Raw genomic sequence first — 16,150 nt, 5'->3', positions numbered from 1 at the left:
TAACGTGCGTCTATCGATTGCAGCCGCTATGCTGGGCTCGCAACTTCATGGACGCACGTTATGACCCTCACAGAACTCCGCTACATCGTCACACTCGCTCAGGAACAGCACTTCGGCCATGCCGCCGAACGTTGTCACGTGAGCCAGCCCACCCTGTCGGTCGGTGTGAAGAAGCTCGAGGACGAGCTTGGCGTGCTGATCTTCGAACGCAGCAAAAGCGCGGTGCGCCTGACACCGGTCGGCGAAGGCATCGTTGCCCAGGCGCAGAAGGTACTCGAGCAGGCCCAGGGCATTCGCGAGCTGGCACAGGCCGGTAAAAACCAGCTCACAGCACCACTCAAAGTCGGCGCCATCTACACGGTCGGCCCTTATCTGTTCCCGCACCTGATCCCGCAGCTGCACCGAGTGGCCCCGCAGATGCCGCTGTACATCGAAGAAAACTTCACCCATGTGCTGCGTGAAAAACTGCGCAACGGCGAACTGGATGCAGTGATCATCGCCCTGCCGTTCAACGAAGCCGACGTGCTGACCTTGCCGCTGTATGACGAGCCGTTCTGCGCCCTGATGCCAGCCGATCACCCCTGGACGGCCAAGAAAACCATCGACACGGCCATGCTCAACGACAAGAGCCTGCTGCTGCTCGGCGAAGGCCATTGTTTCCGCGACCAGGTACTGGAAGCCTGCCCGACCCTGAACAAGGGTGGCGAAGGTGCCCGCCACACCACGGTCGAGTCCAGTTCGCTGGAAACCATCCGCCATATGGTGGCATCTGGCCTTGGCGTGTCGATCCTTCCGCTCTCGGCCGTGCACAGCCATCACTATGCCCCCGGCGTGATCGAAGTGCGCCCACTCACCGCACCTGCGCCCTTCCGCACGGTGGCCATCGCCTGGCGCGCCAGCTTCCCGCGGCCCAAGGCCATCGAGATTCTGGCCGACTCGATCCGCCTGTGCTCGGTCGCCAAAGCCCCTGCCGAACAAACCGCCTGAGCCATGAGTGAGTTGTCGAAGGTACCGGTAACGGTACTCAAGGGCGTAGGCGATGCCATGGCGGAAAAGCTCGCCAAGGTTGGCTTGGAAAACCTGCAGGATGTGCTGTTCCACCTGCCCCTGCGCTATCAGGACCGCACCCGTGTAGTGCCCATCGGGCAGTTGCGCCCGGGGCAGGATGCGGTCATCGAAGGCGTGGTCAGCGGCGCCGATGTGACCATGGGCAAACGCCGCAGCCTGGTGGTGCGCCTGGGTGACGGCAGCGGCGTACTGAGCCTGCGCTTCTACCACTTCAGCAACGCGCAAAAGGAGGGCCTCAAGCGGGGTACCCATTTGCGCTGTTACGGCGAAGCACGGCCCGGTGCCTCCGGCCTGGAAATCTACCACCCCGAATACAGGGCGTTGAATGGCGACGAGCCGCCACCGCCGGTTGAGCAGACCCTGACCCCGATCTACCCGTCCACCGAAGGCCTCACCCAGCAGCGTCTGCGCCTGCTGTGCCAGCAAAGCCTGGCCATGCTCGGCCCCCGTAGCCTGCCAGACTGGCTGCCCGACGAGCTGGCCCGCGACTACCAGCTGGCACCGCTGGACGGGGCCATTCGCTACCTGCACAACCCGCCAGCCGATGCTGACCTGGATGAGCTTGCCGAGGGCCATCACTGGGCTCAGCATCGCCTGGCGTTCGAAGAACTGCTCACCCACCAGCTGTCGCAGCAGCGCCTGCGTGAAAGCCTGCGCAGCCTGCGCGCCCCCGTATTGCCCAAGCCTAGCCACCTGCCGGCAAAATACCTGGCGAACCTGGGCTTCCAGCCAACCAGCGCGCAGCAGCGGGTGGCCAACGAGATTGCCTATGACCTGAGCCAGCACGAGCCGATGCTGCGCCTGGTACAGGGCGATGTGGGTGCAGGCAAGACGGTGGTCGCCGCCCTGGCAGCATTGCAGGCGCTGGAAGCGGGTTACCAGGTGGCGCTCATGGCCCCCACCGAGATTCTTGCCGAGCAGCACTACATCACCTTCAAGCGCTGGCTTGAACCGCTGGGCATCGAAGTCGCCTGGCTGGCCGGCAAGCTCAAGGGCAAGGCGCGGGCCAGTGCCCTGGAGCAGATCGCCAACGGCGCACCCATGGTAGTCGGTACCCATGCGCTGTTCCAGGAAGAGGTGAAATTCAAGAACCTCGCCCTGGCGATCATCGACGAGCAACACCGCTTTGGCGTGCAGCAGCGCCTTGCCCTGCGCAAGAAGGGTGTTGCCGGTACGCTGTGCCCCCATCAGCTGATCATGACCGCCACACCCATCCCGCGCACACTGGCCATGAGCGCCTACGCCGACCTGGACACCTCGGTGCTGGATGAACTGCCGCCTGGCCGTACCCCGGTCAACACCGTGCTGGTGGCTGACAGCCGCCGCTTCGAAGTGGTCGAGCGGGTACGTGCGGCCTGCGCGGAGGGGCGCCAGGCCTACTGGGTGTGCACCCTGATCGAAGAGTCCGAAGAGCTGACCTGCCAGGCCGCCGAAAGCACCTATGAAGAGCTGGGCAGCGCCTTGGGCGAACTCCGTGTCGGGCTTATTCATGGCCGCATGAAGCCTGTCGAGAAGGCCGAGATCATGGCCGAGTTCAAGGCCGGCAACCTGCAGCTGCTGGTTGCCACCACAGTTATCGAAGTCGGCGTGGATGTGCCCAACGCCAGCCTGATGATCATCGAGAACCCTGAGCGCCTGGGCCTGGCACAGCTGCACCAGCTGCGGGGCCGGGTGGGCCGGGGCAGCGCCGCCAGCCACTGCGTACTGCTGTATCACCCGCCTTTGTCGCAGATCGGCCGCGAACGCCTGGGCATCATGCGTGAAACCAACGATGGCTTCATCATCGCCGAAAAAGACCTGGAGCTGCGTGGCCCCGGCGAAATGCTCGGCACCCGGCAAACCGGGCTGCTGCAATTCAAGGTGGCCGACCTGATGCGTGATGCCGACCTGCTGCCGGCGGTGCGCGACGCGGCCCAGGCCTTGGTGGCACGCTGGCCAGAGCATGTCAGCCCGCTGCTCGATCGCTGGCTGCGTCACGGCCAGCAATATGGCCAGGTGTGACCTGCGTCCCACAATGGATCCAGTTTTGCGCCGTGGCTGGTTATACTTCGTGTTTAAAAGAATCAGTGGATACGGACCATGACTCAAGTTGCCCTGGACACCGCAGCCCCACATACGCCTTCGGTCATACGCCTGCTGCTCGACAAGCTCGGCGTTGCCTACCGCGAGGTGTTGGCCCACCCGCCACCGCCTGCGGCCGCCTGCGTACAGGCTGTACTGCTGGATGACGAGGTCGGGGCACTCATGGTGCTGTTCCCGCAGAGCCAGTTGCTGGACCTCAACCGCCTGGCCGAGCTGACCGGTCGCAAGCTCACCGCAGTACCCATGCCACGTTTGCGGCAGATGCTCGACAAGCACCAGCTCAAGGTGCTGCCGGGCATCCCCGCACTTACCAGCTCGCCGTGCCAGTATGAAAAAAGCCTGCTCGACGTCGAGCAGGTGTTTATCCAGTCCGGTGAAACCGGCCTGCTGCTGGAGATCGAGCGCGAGCCGTTCAAGCGCCTGCTGGCCAAGGCCAGCGCCAGCAGCTTCGGCCAGGACGTAAAGGCCATCCGGCCTAACCTCGACCGCCCGGATGACGATACCCGGGAAATCAGCCAGGCCGTCCAGGCCTTCACCGCCCGACGCATCCAGAAGCGCCTCGAAGAAACCATCGAGATCCCACCGCTGGCCGATACCGCGCAGAAAATCATGAAGCTGCGTGTAGACCCCAACGCCAGCATCGACGACATCACCGGCGTGGTTGAAACCGACCCGGCACTGGCGGCACAGGTGGTCAGCTGGGCGGCATCACCCTATTACGCCTCACCGGGCAAGGTACGCTCGGTGGAAGACGCCATTGTTCGCGTGCTGGGCTTCGACCTGGTCATCAACCTGGCCCTTGGCCTTGCGCTTGGCAAAACCCTGAGCCTGCCCAAGGATCAGCCTCAGCAGGCGACCCCCTACTGGCAACAATCGATCTATACCGCTGCGGTGATCGAAGGGCTCACCCGCGCCATGCCTCGGGCCGAGCGCCCGGAAGCAGGGCTCACCTACCTGGCAGGGCTGCTGCACAATTTTGGCTACCTGCTGCTGGCCCATGTGTTCCCGCCGCACTTTTCGCTGATCTGCCGCCACCTGGAAGTGAACCCGCACGTGTGCCACACCTACGTCGAACAGCACCTGCTGGGCATCAGCCGGGAGCAGATCGGTGCCTGGCTGATGAAGCTGTGGGACATGCCCGATGAGCTGTCGACGGCGCTACGCTTCCAGCACGACCCAGGCTATGACGGGGAGTACTCCGCGTTCCCCAACCTGGTGTTTCTGGCCACCCGGCTGCTGCGTTCTCGGGGCATAGGCTCTGGGCCGCAGGACGAAATACCCGATGAATTGCTGGAGCGCCTGGGCCTGGTGCGGGAAAAAGCCGAGGATGTCGTCAGCAAGGTGCTTGAGGCCGAGAGCCTGCTGCGGGAACTGGCTTCGCAGTTCCAGACGCCGCACTAAAATGACAGGGGCCGCCTAGGCGACCCCTGGTGTTTCAGCGTTTCTTTTTGGGTTTCAGGTATTTCATCAGGCCCTGAAACCACATTACCAGCGCCGGGTTACCCTTGATCTGGATGTGCTTGTCCTGAATACCCTGCATGAATGCCAACTGCTTGTTGGCGGCCTGCAGGGTGGCAAAGCCGTAGGCGGCGTCCTTGAAGGCAATGGCGAAGGCCGGCTCCGGGTATGAACCGCCCTTGCTGCTGACCCGCTCGTTACTGACGATGAAGTGCCGGGCCACCTTGCCGTCCAGCGTTTGCATCTGGAAAACCAGGTCCTTGCCCTTGAGCTGCTGCTGGAAGGCAGGGTTGTTGCGGCTGGCCCTGGCCATCAACAGCCCCATGGCCCAGAGAAGAAAGCGGAACTTCATCAACGCGCCTCGAATAAAAAGTGACTAAGCGCCGCAGTTTATCCTTTTATTGAGCAAATTGATCCATTTCGGAACATTTTCCTGCATTCATGAGAAGGGCGCCCTCAGGCGCCCGTCAGGCCATGTTCAACAGGCGCCAAGCGCAGTTACTTGCTCTTCTTCGCGGGTTTTGCAGGGCTGTTCACACCCTCGCGCAGGTCCTTGCCAGGCTTGAAAGCAACCGTGTTGCTGGCCTTGATTTTCACGGGCTCGCCAGTTTGCGGATTTTTGCCGGTGCGGGCGCCCCGGTGGCGCTTCTCGAAGGTGCCAAAACCCACCAAGGTCACATTGCCCGTGTTAACGGCAAGGGTGATTTGCTCGAGAATTGTGTTCAACACCTCGTTGGCCTTGTCCTTGGACAGGTCAGCCTTCTCGGCGATAACGTTGGCGAGATCTGGTTTGCGCATGGTAAAGCCTCTTTGACGGAGTTCTTGTTGTTATGCCGTGCTGCCCTTGGAGCAGCGCTCAAGGCACCGCAGGCTCTAATCTGCGGCAGACGAGAGTGAGAATGGCACGAGCATCAGGGCCGCGCCAGTATCAGCGCGGCCATTGTGCGGGCCAGAAAAAGCCATTGGCGACAAAACATAGGCCATTCACGCCATTACAGGGGGGAGCTGACGATTCAATGCCAGCCGCTCTGTTACGGCCGCGCCGGTCAGGGCATAGCCCAGCAAGCTGCCCTCCGCGTCGAGGCACAGCGCCTTGATGTCACTGCCTTGGCCCTCTACCTGCCAAGCCCCACGCAGGCTCATTGGCGGGGGCGATACCACCAGCGGGCATGCCGGCGTCTTGACGGTGACGGGCATTGGGCCGTAGGCGACCGCTGTGGGGTTACCGACCAGGGTCTGTGCCAAGGCCCGTACACAGCTCATCAGCGGCATGACATACAGCAGGTTGATGCCATCGACCTCTGCGCAATCGCCCAATGCGTGGATGTTGGCATGTGAGGTACGCAGGTAGCGGTCAACGCTGACGCCGCGGCCAGCCTGCAAACCGGCAGCCGTGGCCAGGTCGGTGCGAGGTCGCAGGCCGATGGCCGAAATCACCAGGTCACAATTAACCACCAGGCCATCGGAAAGATGCGCTTGCAGGCCGCCGTCGCAGCGTTGCAAGCGCGTCAGCACCGGCCCCAGGTGAAAGCGCACACCCAGCTGCTGCAGCCCTGCCTGCACCGCTTTGGCCGCCGCAGGCGGCAGCAGGGTCGGCATCAATTGCTCGCACGGCGCCACCACATCGACCTGGAAGCCGCCCAGGCTCATGTCATTGGCAAACTCGCAGCCGATCAGCCCAGCCCCCAGAATCAACACCCGCTGCTTCCCTGCGGCCGCCGCGCGAAGGCGTGCGTAGTCTTCCAGGTCGTTGACCGGGAAGACCAGGTCGCCTGCATCACCGTCAACGGGCACTGCAATGGTTTGCGCGCCCACGGCAAGCACCAGGTCGCGATAGGTCACAGCCTCTTCACCCATCCACAGGCGCTTGTGACCCGGGTCGATACCACTGATGCGCGTGTGCGTGCGCACCTCGGCATTCAACTGCTCGGCCATGGCCCCCGGCTCGGCCATGCACAGGCCGTCGGCGTCTTTCTGCTTGGCGAAGCCGGTAGACAGCATGGGCTTGGAATAGGAACGGCCATCGTCCGCGGTTATCAGCAGCAACGGCGTCTGAGCGTCGAGTTTGCGAAATTCACGCGCCAGGTTGTAGCCCGCAAGGCCGGTACCGATGATCACCACAGGGGACGTCATGTGCCGCTTCCTCTATCAGCCGATGGAAATCATTTCGAAGTCACCCTTGCCCACGCCGCAGTCCGGGCATAGCCAATCCTCCGGCACGTCTTCCCATCGGGTGCCAGGGGCGATGCCGTCGTCAGGCCAGCCAGCAGCCTCGTCGTAGATCAGGCCGCAGACAATACATTGCCACTTCTTCATAGAGACGCGTTTCCTCGGTTCAGGCTTGGTCAGGTTCGTGGTGGCACTCAGGTGGTGCCTGCACGGCCGGCTATTATGCTAGCAGCCGGGGCAATCATGCTAAGCTCGCGGCCTCTTTGGTTGTTACAAGCAGACCGACGTGTCGTACGCCTCCCCGCAAGCAGCCGCTGTCGCGTGGCTACCGTATTCACAGCTGGCCACTCCCCTCGACCAGCCCATTCTGGACTGGCTGCTGGATGAGGGGTCACTGACCCGCCGTCTGACCCGCCTGTCATCCGACCACTTTTCGGTAACCCCGCTGTTCGAGGGCTGGCAGCCCTTGCGCCTGGATGAATGCCAGGCGCTGGGCATTGCCGAGGGTGCCGAAGGCTGGGTACGCGAAGTGTTCCTGCGCGGTCATGGCCAGCCGTGGGTGTTTGCCCGCAGCGTCGCCAGCCGCAGCGCCCTGGAACGCGGCGGGCTGGACCTGGAAACCCTCGGCACCCGCTCACTCGGCGAGCTGCTGTTCTGCGACCAGGCGTTCATGCGCCACCCGCTTCAGGTTTGCCGGTACCCCCGGGCCTGGCTACCCGCCGAAGCTGCTTGCGATGGCCTTTGGGGCCGTCGTTCGCGCTTTTCACGCGACGGGCTGGACCTGCTGGTGGCGGAGGTATTCCTGCCGGCGCTGTGGCAAGCCGCGCAACAGGAGGCCCGCTGATGTACCTGCAACTGCTCAAGTCGCTCAACCGGCTGCACCCCCGGGCCTGGGATTTCGTACAGCTCAGCCGCATGGACCGGCCCATCGGCATTTACCTGCTGCTGTGGCCGACGCTGTCGGCGGTGTGGATCGCGGGCAACGGCTCACCGACGCTGGCCAACGTGCTGATCTTCGGCCTGGGCGTGGTGTTGATGCGGGCCGCGGGCTGCTGCATCAACGACTTCGCCGACCGCAAGGTCGACGGGCACGTCAAACGAACCGCAGACCGCCCATTGGCCAGTGGCCGGGTGAAGCCGCGCGAGGCCCTGGCGCTGTTCGCGATACTGGTGGGCGTGAGCTTTGCCCTGGTGTTGTGCACCAACAGCCGCACGGTGTGGTTGTCATTTGGCGCGGTAGCACTGGCGTTCTGCTACCCATTCATGAAGCGCTACACCTATTACCCACAGGTGGTGCTGGGCGCGGCCTATTCCTGGGGCATCCCCATGGCGTTCACCGCAGCCGGTGGCCAACTGCCGGCCGCCGCCTGGCTGCTGTACATCGCCAACCTGCTGTGGACGGTGGGTTACGACACCTATTACGCGATGGTCGACCGTGATGACGACCTGAAGATAGGGGTGAAATCAACCGCCATCCTGTTCGGCGATGCCGACCGGGTGATCATCCTGAGCCTGCAGATGCTGTCGCTGGGGTGCCTGTTGCTGGCGGGCAGCCAGTTCGACCTGGGCGGCTGGTTCCAACTGGGCTTGCTGGGCGCGGCTGTGTGCTTTGCCTGGGAATATTGGTCTACCCGCAAGCTGGACCGCGAGTCCTGCTTCAAGGCGTTCTTGCACAACCACTGGGCGGGCATGCTGATCTTTATCGGCGTGGTGCTGGATTATGCGCTGCGCTGAAAGCGTGGGCCGCTCACCGCTACGGCCCCGCCCGCCCTGGCCCAGTCATGGAATGTAGTCAGAACCGCCAATACCCTGTCACACAGCTGCAATAATTCCGTTATCTAATGCGGGGCCAAGACAGCGAATCCAGGAGAGGTTTTGAGCATGGTTGGCAGAAACATTCTGATCGTCGACGACGAAGCGCCTATTCGCGAGATGATTGCCGTCGCCCTGGAAATGGCCGGTTACGACTGCCTGGAGGCAGAAAACTCGCAACAGGCCCACGCGATCATCGTCGATCGCAAACCAGACCTGATCCTGCTCGACTGGATGCTGCCCGGTACCTCGGGTATCGAGCTCGCCCGGCGCCTGAAGCGCGATGAGCTGACCGGTGACATCCCGATCATCATGCTCACCGCCAAAGGTGAAGAGGACAACAAGATCCAGGGCCTGGAGGTGGGTGCAGACGACTACATCACCAAGCCATTCTCGCCGCGTGAGCTGGTGGCGCGCCTCAAGGCCGTGCTGCGCCGCACCGGCCCGAGCGACAGCGAAGCACCGATTGAAGTCGGCGGCCTGCTGCTCGACCCCATCAGCCACCGCGTCACTATCGATGGCAAGCCCGCTGAAATGGGCCCTACCGAATACCGCCTGCTGCAATTCTTCATGACCCACCAGGAACGTGCCTACACCCGCGGCCAACTGCTCGATCAGGTCTGGGGTGGCAATGTGTATGTGGAAGAACGCACCGTCGATGTGCATATCCGCCGCCTGCGCAAAGCCCTGGGTGAGGCCTACGAAAATCTGGTACAAACCGTACGCGGTACCGGCTACCGCTTCTCCACCAAGAGCTAGCTGCAAGCCATTCGTTTCAAGCTAGAAAAAGGACTATCAGCATCACAGATCCGCTTCATCTTGCAGCTTGAAGCTCGCAACGTGCCGCCGGATCCGAAGGATTCCCCCCAAATTGAACCAGAACTGGCACGCGACGCTGATTCGCCACCTGCTGCTGCTGATGACGCTCTGCCTGATCGGCGGGCTGGTCAGTGGCTACTACGGCTGGAGCCTGGCCATCGGCCTTGCGCTCTACCTGGGCTGGACGCTCAAGCAATTGCTGCGCCTGCACGACTGGCTGCGCAACCATCAGCCCGATGAGGCTCCCCCCGATGGCTACGGCCTGTGGGGCGAAGTGTTCGACAGCATCTACCACCTGCAGCGCCGCGATCAGCGTGTACGCGGCAGGCTGCAGGCTGTGATCGACAGGGTGCAGGAGTCCACCGCGGCGCTGCGCGACGCCGTGATCATGCTCGACAGCCACGGCAACCTTGAATGGTGGAACCGTGCTGCCGAAACCCTGCTGGGCTTCAAGACCCCCCAGGATGGCGGCCAGCAGGTGACCAACCTGGTGCGCCACCCGCGCTTCAAGGAGTACTTCGAGGCCGAAAACTACCTTGAGCCCCTGGAAATCCCTTCACCGATCAACGACCGCATGCGGGTGCAGCTGCACATCACCCGTTACGGCAACAACGAACACCTCATGCTGGTGCGTGATGTGACCCGTATTCATCAGCTTGAACAGATGCGCAAGGATTTCGTCGCCAACGTTTCCCACGAACTGCGCACGCCACTGACTGTGATCACCGGCTACCTGGAAACCCTGCTGGACAACGTCGAAGACGTGAACCCACGCTGGCGCCGCGCTTTGCAGCAGATGAGCCAACAGGGCTCGCGCATGCAGACCCTGCTCAACGACCTGCTGCTGCTGGCCAAGCTGGAGGCCACCGACTACCCCTCAGACAACCAGCCCGTGGCGGTCGATGCCCTACTCGCCGCGATCAGGAACGATGCCCAGGCACTGTCCGGCGGGCGCAACCAGCGCATTACCCTGGACGCAACGCCAGGGGTGCGGCTCAAAGGCAGCGAATCGGAGCTGCGCAGCGCGTTTTCCAACCTGGTGTTCAACGCCGTCAAGTACACCCAGGACGAAGGCAACATCCGTATCCGCCTGTGGGTCGATGCCCAGGGTGCGCACCTGTCGGTGCAGGACTCGGGGGTGGGCATCGACGCCAAGCACTTGCCTCGCCTGACGGAGCGGTTCTACCGCGTGGACTCCAGCCGTGCCTCCAACACCGGCGGCACCGGACTTGGCCTGGCGATCGTCAAGCATGTGCTGATGCGCCACCGCGGGAAGCTTGAGATCAGCAGCGTGCCTGGCCACGGCAGCACCTTCACCTGTCATTTTGCGCCGGTACAATTGGCCAGCGACAAAGGCTGATGCGGCTGCCTCACAGGCAGATGACCCGTCACCCTTTGCTTTTGCAGCACCAGCCGCTACATTGGACCTCCAGTGTCGGCTGGAGCCGGCATTTTTCTTCCTACCTCAAAGACGGACTCCGTAAAAACTCCATCATGGACCCTTCCCCTGGTATCAGCCTCACCTCTCTGTTCGCCGATTTCGGCATGATCATCTTTGCTTTGCTCCTGGTACTGCTCAACGGCTTCTTCGTTGCGGCAGAGTTCGCCATGGTCAAACTGCGTGCCACGCGTGTGGAGTCCATTGCCGAGCAGCACGGCTGGCGCGGCAGCATCCTTCGCAAAGTGCACAACCAGCTCGACGCCTACCTCTCGGCCTGCCAGCTGGGTATCACCCTCGCCTCGCTGGGCCTGGGCTGGGTGGGCGAGCCGGCCTTTGCCCACCTGCTCGAGCCGTTGCTGGCCTACATGGGCGTGGATACGCCCGAGCTGATCAAGGCGGTGTCGTTCTTTGTCGCCTTCTTCGTGATTTCGTACCTGCACATCGTGATCGGTGAGCTGGCGCCGAAGTCCTGGGCCATCCGCAAGCCTGAGTTGCTGTCGTTGTGGACGGCGGTGCCGCTGTACCTGTTCTACTGGCTGATGTACCCGGCCATCTACCTGCTCAACGCCAGCGCCAATACCATTTTGCGCATTGCCGGCCAGGGTGAGCCCGGGCCCCACCACGAACACCATTACAGCCGTGAAGAACTCAAGCTGATCCTGCACTCCAGCCGTGGCCAGGACCCCAGCGACCAGGGCATGCGCGTGCTGGCCTCGGCCGTGGAAATGGGCGAGCTGGAGGTGGTGGACTGGGCCAACTCCCGCGAGGACATGGTCAGCATCGATGCCCATGCCCCGCTGAAGCAGATTCTGGGGCTGATACGCCGCCACAAGTTCAGCCGCTACCCGGTGTACGATGCCGAGCGCGAGGAATTCACCGGCCTGTTGCACATCAAGGACCTGCTGCTGGAGCTGGCCGAGTTGGAACAGCTGCCAGAAACCATCGACCTGGAAGACCTGGCTCGCCCGCTGGAGCGCGTCTCGCGGCACATGCCGCTGTCCCAGTTGCTGGAGCAGTTCCGCAAGGGTGGTGCCCACTTTGTGCTGGTGGAAGAGGCCGACGGCAAGGTCATCGGCTACCTGACCATGGAGGACGTTCTGGAAGTGCTGGTCGGCGACATTCAGGACGAGCACCGCAAGACCGAACGCGGCATCCTGGCCTACCAGCCGGGCAAGCTGCTGGTACGTGGCGACACCCCGCTGTTCAAGGTGGAACGCCTGCTGGGTGTGGACCTGGACCATATCGAGGCCGAGACGCTGGCCGGGTTGATCTATGAAACGCTCAAGCGGGTGCCCGAAGAGGAAGAAGTGCTGGAGGTCGAAGGGTTGCGCATCATCATCAAGAAGATGAAAGGGCCGAAGATCGTGCTGGCCAAGGTGCTCAAGCTGGACTGAAGCTAACCGGGCTGTGCGTCAGCCCCTTATGCCCTCACGGGTTGCCTGCGGTGTAGTCAGGCGACCCGCTGATGGGCTTGTCGAACCGGTAGGGTATCGATTCCACAGCCAGCCCCACGTTGCGTTGCACCACAAAATGCAGGTGCGGGCCGGTGCTGTTGCCGGTGTTGCCTGATCTGGCCAGCACTTGCCCCTGCCGCACCCGCTGGCCAGGGGTAACCACCACCGAGCCGCGCATCAGGTGCAGGTACACGCCCATCGTCCCGTCCGGGTGCAGGATCCGCACAAAGTTGCCCGACGGGTTCTCGCCCCGCCCGCTCTGGCTGTTCTGCAGGCTCACCACCACCCCTTCCCGCGCAGCCACGATAGTGGTGCCTTCAGGCATGGCGATATCCATGGCGTAGCGCCCCTTTGGCCCGAAATGGCTGACCCGCCCGTTTGGCCCCTGGCTTATGCGAAAGGGCCCACCCACCCAGGGGAAAGCATAGCGATAGCCCTGCGGGCGTGCCCCGGGGTCGCCCATGGCCTGCAGCAGGGTGGAGCGATAATTGAGCAGGGTACCGGGCCGGCCCCGCAGCACGCTGAGCATTTGCGTTGACCGCGGCGGCAGCACACGCCGCACGATTCGCGGTGCATTGCCACCCTGCGCGTTCACCAGGTTGTCCAGGCGCAGCTCTACCTGCACCGCTACCGGCAGCTCGTTGCGCGCCGAAAAACTGACCCCGCCCTGAAACACGATGGCGTTGAGGCGCACGTCTTCGGGCTGGATCTCGATCATGGATTCGTCCGGCAGCATGGGCTTCACCCCAGGCCCTGGGCGGTCGGCATAAGACACCGCACCCGATGCATCGGTGACAGGGTGCAGCGTCACCGCCAGGCTCGACGCCGAGGCCAGGAGCAACGCGCAAACAAGCAGCAGGCGTGCAGGCATGATAGTGGCTTTTTGACAGTTGGCGATCTGTCGAAGCCTAGCAGCGGGTGACGCCATGACCATTGCAGCTGGTCGGATGGCACAAGCCCCTTGGCGAAGCCCGCCACCCGCCGAACCGTGCGTCACGCGCCCGGGGTGAAGTGTTTCTGGGCAGTGCCGCGGGCAATCAGCCGCGACAGGTAGTCGAGCTTCTGGGCGTCCTGGTCGACGAATTTGAACGTGAGTTGCAGCCAGTCGCTGTCAGGTTTCGGCTCGAATGCAACGATCGCGTGCAGGTAGCCGTTCAAGCGGGCGACCTCGGCGTTCTCGCCTTGCTCCAGGTCCAGCACGGCCCCTTCGAGCACCTGGGGCAGGGTTTCACTGCGCCGCACCACCAGCAGCGCCTCCTTCAGGCTCAGCGCCTTGATCACACAAGGCTGAGCGCCGCTGGCAAGGCGCAGCTGGCCCTGCCCGCGGCCACTGGGTGCAGCGGCAGGTGCAGCGGCTGCAGGCCTGGCTGCGCTGGGCATCGGCTTGGCTGGCGCTGGCGCGGTAACCTTCACCGCCTCAGGTCTACCGGCAGTGAGAGCGTTGAGCGAGTCGTTGGCGAATGCCCCGCTGGAGCGTGCCGGCGCAGGCGCCATCAGGCTGTCGAGCTTGCCGATCTTGGCCAAGGCCTTTTTCACCTTGGTCAGCAGTTGTTCGTTGGTGAACGGCTTGCCGACAAAATCGGAAACCCCTGCCTGGATCGCCTGGATCACGTTTTCCTTGTCGCCGCGGCTGGTCACCATGATGAACTGAAGGTGTTTAAGCTCCGGTTGCTGGCGACACCAGGTGAGCAGTTCAAGGCCAGACATCTCTGGCATCTCCCAGTCGCAGAGCACCAGGTCGAAAGGCTCCTTGCCCAGCAGAGCCATGGCTTTGCGGCCATTCACAGCGTCATCTATGGTCATGCCGGGGAAGGCATTGCGCAGGCACTTGCGGACCAGGTCGCGGATAAACGGGGCGTCATCCACGACCAGCACATTCACTTTACTCATCGATACTCCTTCTGATCCCGACTAGCCTACTGCCAATTGCTGGCCACTTGCTACTGCCTATCCAACGTCGGGACTTTTCCAACGGTTCGCCACGGCCCTGCTGGCCCTACGACCACAAACGAAAACGCCCGGCAGAGGCCGGGCGTCGATGCTCGGGAGCAACCTTATTTATCGTCCGTTTCACCCGGAACATTAGCTTTTTCGCCATCCACCGCCGCGCTGCCCTGCACTTCTGCAGTCATGCGCTTGAGGCCCATGTGGCGCACATCGGTGCCGCGTACCAGGTAAATGACCAGTTCGGAGATGTTACGCGCGTGGTCGCCGATGCGCTCCAGCGAGCGCAGCGCCCAGATCACGCTGAGTACCCGGGAGATCGACCGCGGGTCTTCCATCATGTAGGTCACCAGCTCGCGCAGCGCCGTCTTGTATTCGCGATCGATTGTCTTATCGTACTGAGCCACCGACAAGGCCAGGTCGGCATCAAACCGGGCAAAGGCATCCAGGGCATCGCGCACCATGTTGCGCACCTGGTCACCGATGTGTCGCACTTCGACGTAGCCACGGGGCGACTCGCCCTCCTCGCACAGCTGGATGGCCCGGCGAGCGATCTTGGTGGATTCATCGCCGATGCGCTCCAGGTCGATCACCGACTTGGAGATGCTGATGATCAGGCGCAGGTCGGAGGCAGCGGGCTGACGACGGGCCAGAATGCGCACGCACTCTTCGTCGATGTTGCGCTCCATCTGGTTGATCTGCTCATCCACCTCGCGCACTTGCTGGGCCAGCCCGGAGTCCGCCTCGATGAGGGCCGTCACGGCATCATTGACCTGCTTTTCCACCAGCCCGCCCATGGCCAGCAGATGGCTGCGCACTTCTTCGAGCTCGGCGTTGAACTGCTGAGAGATATGGTGGGTAAGGCTTTCTTTGTTGATCATGGGTCGCTCCGCGAAGTTGCAAGCTTCAAGCTGCAAGCTTCAAGTAGTTCGTGTTGTTCACTAGCTCAGTGCTAGCCGCAGCCGCTTTGACTTGCAGCTTGCCGCTTGCCGCTTGCCGCTTGCCGCTTGCAGCTAGCTGCTGCTTGCCGCTGCTAGCCGTAGCGACCGGTGATGTAGTCTTCGGTCTGCTTCTTCGCAGGGTTGGTGAACAGGGTGTCGGTGTCGCCGAACTCCACCAGCTTGCCCATGTACATGAACGCCGTGTAGTCCGATACCCGCGCGGCCTGCTGCATGTTGTGGGTGACGATGACGATGGTGTACTTGGCTTTCAGTTCGTAGATCAGCTCTTCGACTTTCAGCGTCGAGATCGGGTCCAGCGCCGAGCAAGGTTCATCGAGCAGCAGTACCTCGGGTTCGACGGCGATGGTACGGGCAATCACCAGGCGCTGCTGCTGGCCACCGGACAAACCCAGCGCCGATTCGTGCAGGCGGTCCTTCACCTCATCCCACAACGCAGCGCCCTTCAGCGCCCACTCCACGGCTTCATCGAGCACGCGCTTTTTGTTGATGCCCTGAATGCGCAGGCCGTACACCACGTTCTCGTAGATGGTCTTGGGGAACGGGTTGGGCTTCTGGAACACCATGCCCACCCGGCGACGCAGCTCGGCCACGTCTTCGCCCTTGCGGTAGATGTTGTTGCCGTAGAGGTTGATTGCACCCTCTACCCGGCAACCGTCGACCAGGTCGTTCATGCGGTTGAAGGTGCGCAGCAGCGTGGACTTGCCGCAGCCTGACGGGCCAATGAAGGCGGTGACGCGCTGCTTGGGGATGTTCAGGCTGACATCGAACAGGGCCTGTTTGTCACCGTAGAACAGGCTCAGGCCCGGTACTTCGATGGCGACCGTTTCTTCGGCCAGGCGCAGGCTCTGCTTGTCGCGGCCCAAGGCAGACATGTCGATGCCGTGGGCGTGATTATCGTGTTGCATCGTCTCACTCCATTCGAAGCTGCAAGCTTCGCGCTG

Annotated in this window: 16 protein-coding genes; 8 read left to right on the top strand and 8 right to left on the bottom strand. The window is 62.7% G+C overall.

Translation table 11 applies throughout. The features are described 5' to 3' along the window. Positions 1–60: 60 nt before the first annotated feature. From IAE33_RS05075 to IAE33_RS05065, 3 genes are all read left to right on the top strand, one after another. Positions 61–987 (top strand): hydrogen peroxide-inducible genes activator, encoded by a 927-nt coding sequence (locus IAE33_RS05075; protein ID WP_028632881.1) that lies wholly within the window; start codon positions 61–63, stop codon positions 985–987. 3 nt (positions 988–990) lie between these two features. Further along, a complete protein-coding gene (gene recG, locus IAE33_RS05070; RefSeq protein ID WP_201162617.1) occupies positions 991–3,069 on the top strand; it encodes an ATP-dependent DNA helicase RecG in 2,079 nt (692 codons plus the stop codon). Between the two features lie 78 nt (positions 3,070–3,147). Beyond that, on the top strand, positions 3,148–4,551 hold the full coding sequence (locus IAE33_RS05065) for an aminoacyl-tRNA deacylase and HDOD domain-containing protein (RefSeq protein WP_028632879.1): 1,404 nt from the start codon (positions 3,148–3,150) through the stop codon (positions 4,549–4,551). A gap of 34 nt (positions 4,552–4,585) precedes the next feature. On the opposite strand, the gene IAE33_RS05060 is transcribed toward IAE33_RS05065, so the two are convergent. From IAE33_RS05060 to IAE33_RS05045, 4 genes are all read right to left on the bottom strand, one after another. Then, on the bottom strand, positions 4,586–4,960 hold the full coding sequence (locus tag IAE33_RS05060; protein WP_060480916.1) for an SCP2 sterol-binding domain-containing protein: 375 nt from the start codon (positions 4,958–4,960) through the stop codon (positions 4,586–4,588). A gap of 146 nt (positions 4,961–5,106) precedes the next feature. Beyond that, a complete protein-coding gene (locus tag IAE33_RS05055) occupies positions 5,107–5,406 on the bottom strand; it encodes an HU family DNA-binding protein (RefSeq protein WP_028632877.1) in 300 nt (99 codons plus the stop codon). 186 nt (positions 5,407–5,592) lie between these two features. Continuing rightward, positions 5,593–6,741 carry an NAD(P)/FAD-dependent oxidoreductase gene (locus IAE33_RS05050; protein ID WP_201162615.1) on the bottom strand — a complete coding sequence of 383 codons (1,149 nt, stop codon included), beginning with the start codon at positions 6,739–6,741 and terminating at the stop codon, positions 5,593–5,595. A 15-nt stretch (positions 6,742–6,756) separates the two neighbouring features. Next, positions 6,757–6,924, bottom strand: a complete 168-nt coding sequence (locus IAE33_RS05045; RefSeq protein WP_028632875.1) for a rubredoxin — start codon at positions 6,922–6,924, stop codon at positions 6,757–6,759. A gap of 139 nt (positions 6,925–7,063) precedes the next feature. On the opposite strand from IAE33_RS05045, the gene IAE33_RS05040 reads away from it, so the two are divergent. From IAE33_RS05040 to IAE33_RS05020, 5 genes are all read left to right on the top strand, one after another. Beyond that, positions 7,064–7,621: a chorismate--pyruvate lyase family protein gene (locus tag IAE33_RS05040; RefSeq protein ID WP_201162613.1), complete on the top strand. Its 558-nt coding sequence runs from the start codon at positions 7,064–7,066 to the stop codon at positions 7,619–7,621. After that, positions 7,621–8,511, top strand: a complete 891-nt coding sequence (ubiA, locus tag IAE33_RS05035) for a 4-hydroxybenzoate octaprenyltransferase (protein ID WP_201162611.1) — start codon at positions 7,621–7,623, stop codon at positions 8,509–8,511. Before IAE33_RS05040 ends, ubiA begins: the two co-directional genes overlap by 1 nt. A gap of 147 nt (positions 8,512–8,658) precedes the next feature. Further along, entirely contained in the window at positions 8,659–9,348 is a 690-nt protein-coding gene (gene phoB / locus IAE33_RS05030) for a phosphate regulon transcriptional regulator PhoB (protein WP_003253341.1), read from the top strand. A gap of 112 nt (positions 9,349–9,460) precedes the next feature. Then, positions 9,461–10,768: a phosphate regulon sensor histidine kinase PhoR gene (gene phoR, locus IAE33_RS05025; RefSeq protein ID WP_268933242.1), complete on the top strand. Its 1,308-nt coding sequence runs from the start codon at positions 9,461–9,463 to the stop codon at positions 10,766–10,768. Between the two features lie 134 nt (positions 10,769–10,902). Continuing rightward, positions 10,903–12,243 carry a hemolysin family protein gene (locus tag IAE33_RS05020; protein WP_028632871.1) on the top strand — a complete coding sequence of 447 codons (1,341 nt, stop codon included), beginning with the start codon at positions 10,903–10,905 and terminating at the stop codon, positions 12,241–12,243. 34 nt (positions 12,244–12,277) lie between these two features. On the opposite strand, the gene IAE33_RS05015 is transcribed toward IAE33_RS05020, so the two are convergent. From IAE33_RS05015 to pstB, 4 genes are all read right to left on the bottom strand, one after another. Then, positions 12,278–13,174, bottom strand: coding sequence for a M23 family metallopeptidase (locus tag IAE33_RS05015; protein ID WP_201162609.1), 897 nt, complete (start codon positions 13,172–13,174; stop codon positions 12,278–12,280). Positions 13,175–13,296: 122 nt separating this feature from the next. Next, positions 13,297–14,193, bottom strand: a complete 897-nt coding sequence (locus tag IAE33_RS05010; RefSeq protein WP_201162608.1) for a response regulator — start codon at positions 14,191–14,193, stop codon at positions 13,297–13,299. A gap of 164 nt (positions 14,194–14,357) precedes the next feature. Next, positions 14,358–15,128: a phosphate signaling complex protein PhoU gene (gene phoU, locus IAE33_RS05005; protein WP_201162601.1), complete on the bottom strand. Its 771-nt coding sequence runs from the start codon at positions 15,126–15,128 to the stop codon at positions 14,358–14,360. A 152-nt stretch (positions 15,129–15,280) separates the two neighbouring features. Beyond that, complete coding sequence (gene pstB, locus IAE33_RS05000) at positions 15,281–16,114, bottom strand: phosphate ABC transporter ATP-binding protein PstB (RefSeq protein WP_201162599.1); 834 nt, start codon at positions 16,112–16,114, stop codon at positions 15,281–15,283. Positions 16,115–16,150: the final 36 nt, after the last annotated feature.

The organism is Pseudomonas sp. S60 (assembly GCF_016647865.1).
GTDB classification, from domain to species: Bacteria; Pseudomonadota; Gammaproteobacteria; order Pseudomonadales; family Pseudomonadaceae; genus Aquipseudomonas; species Aquipseudomonas parafulva.
The sequence above is the reverse complement of the archived record's forward strand: the minus strand, read 5'-3'. Positions and strand labels throughout refer to the sequence as shown.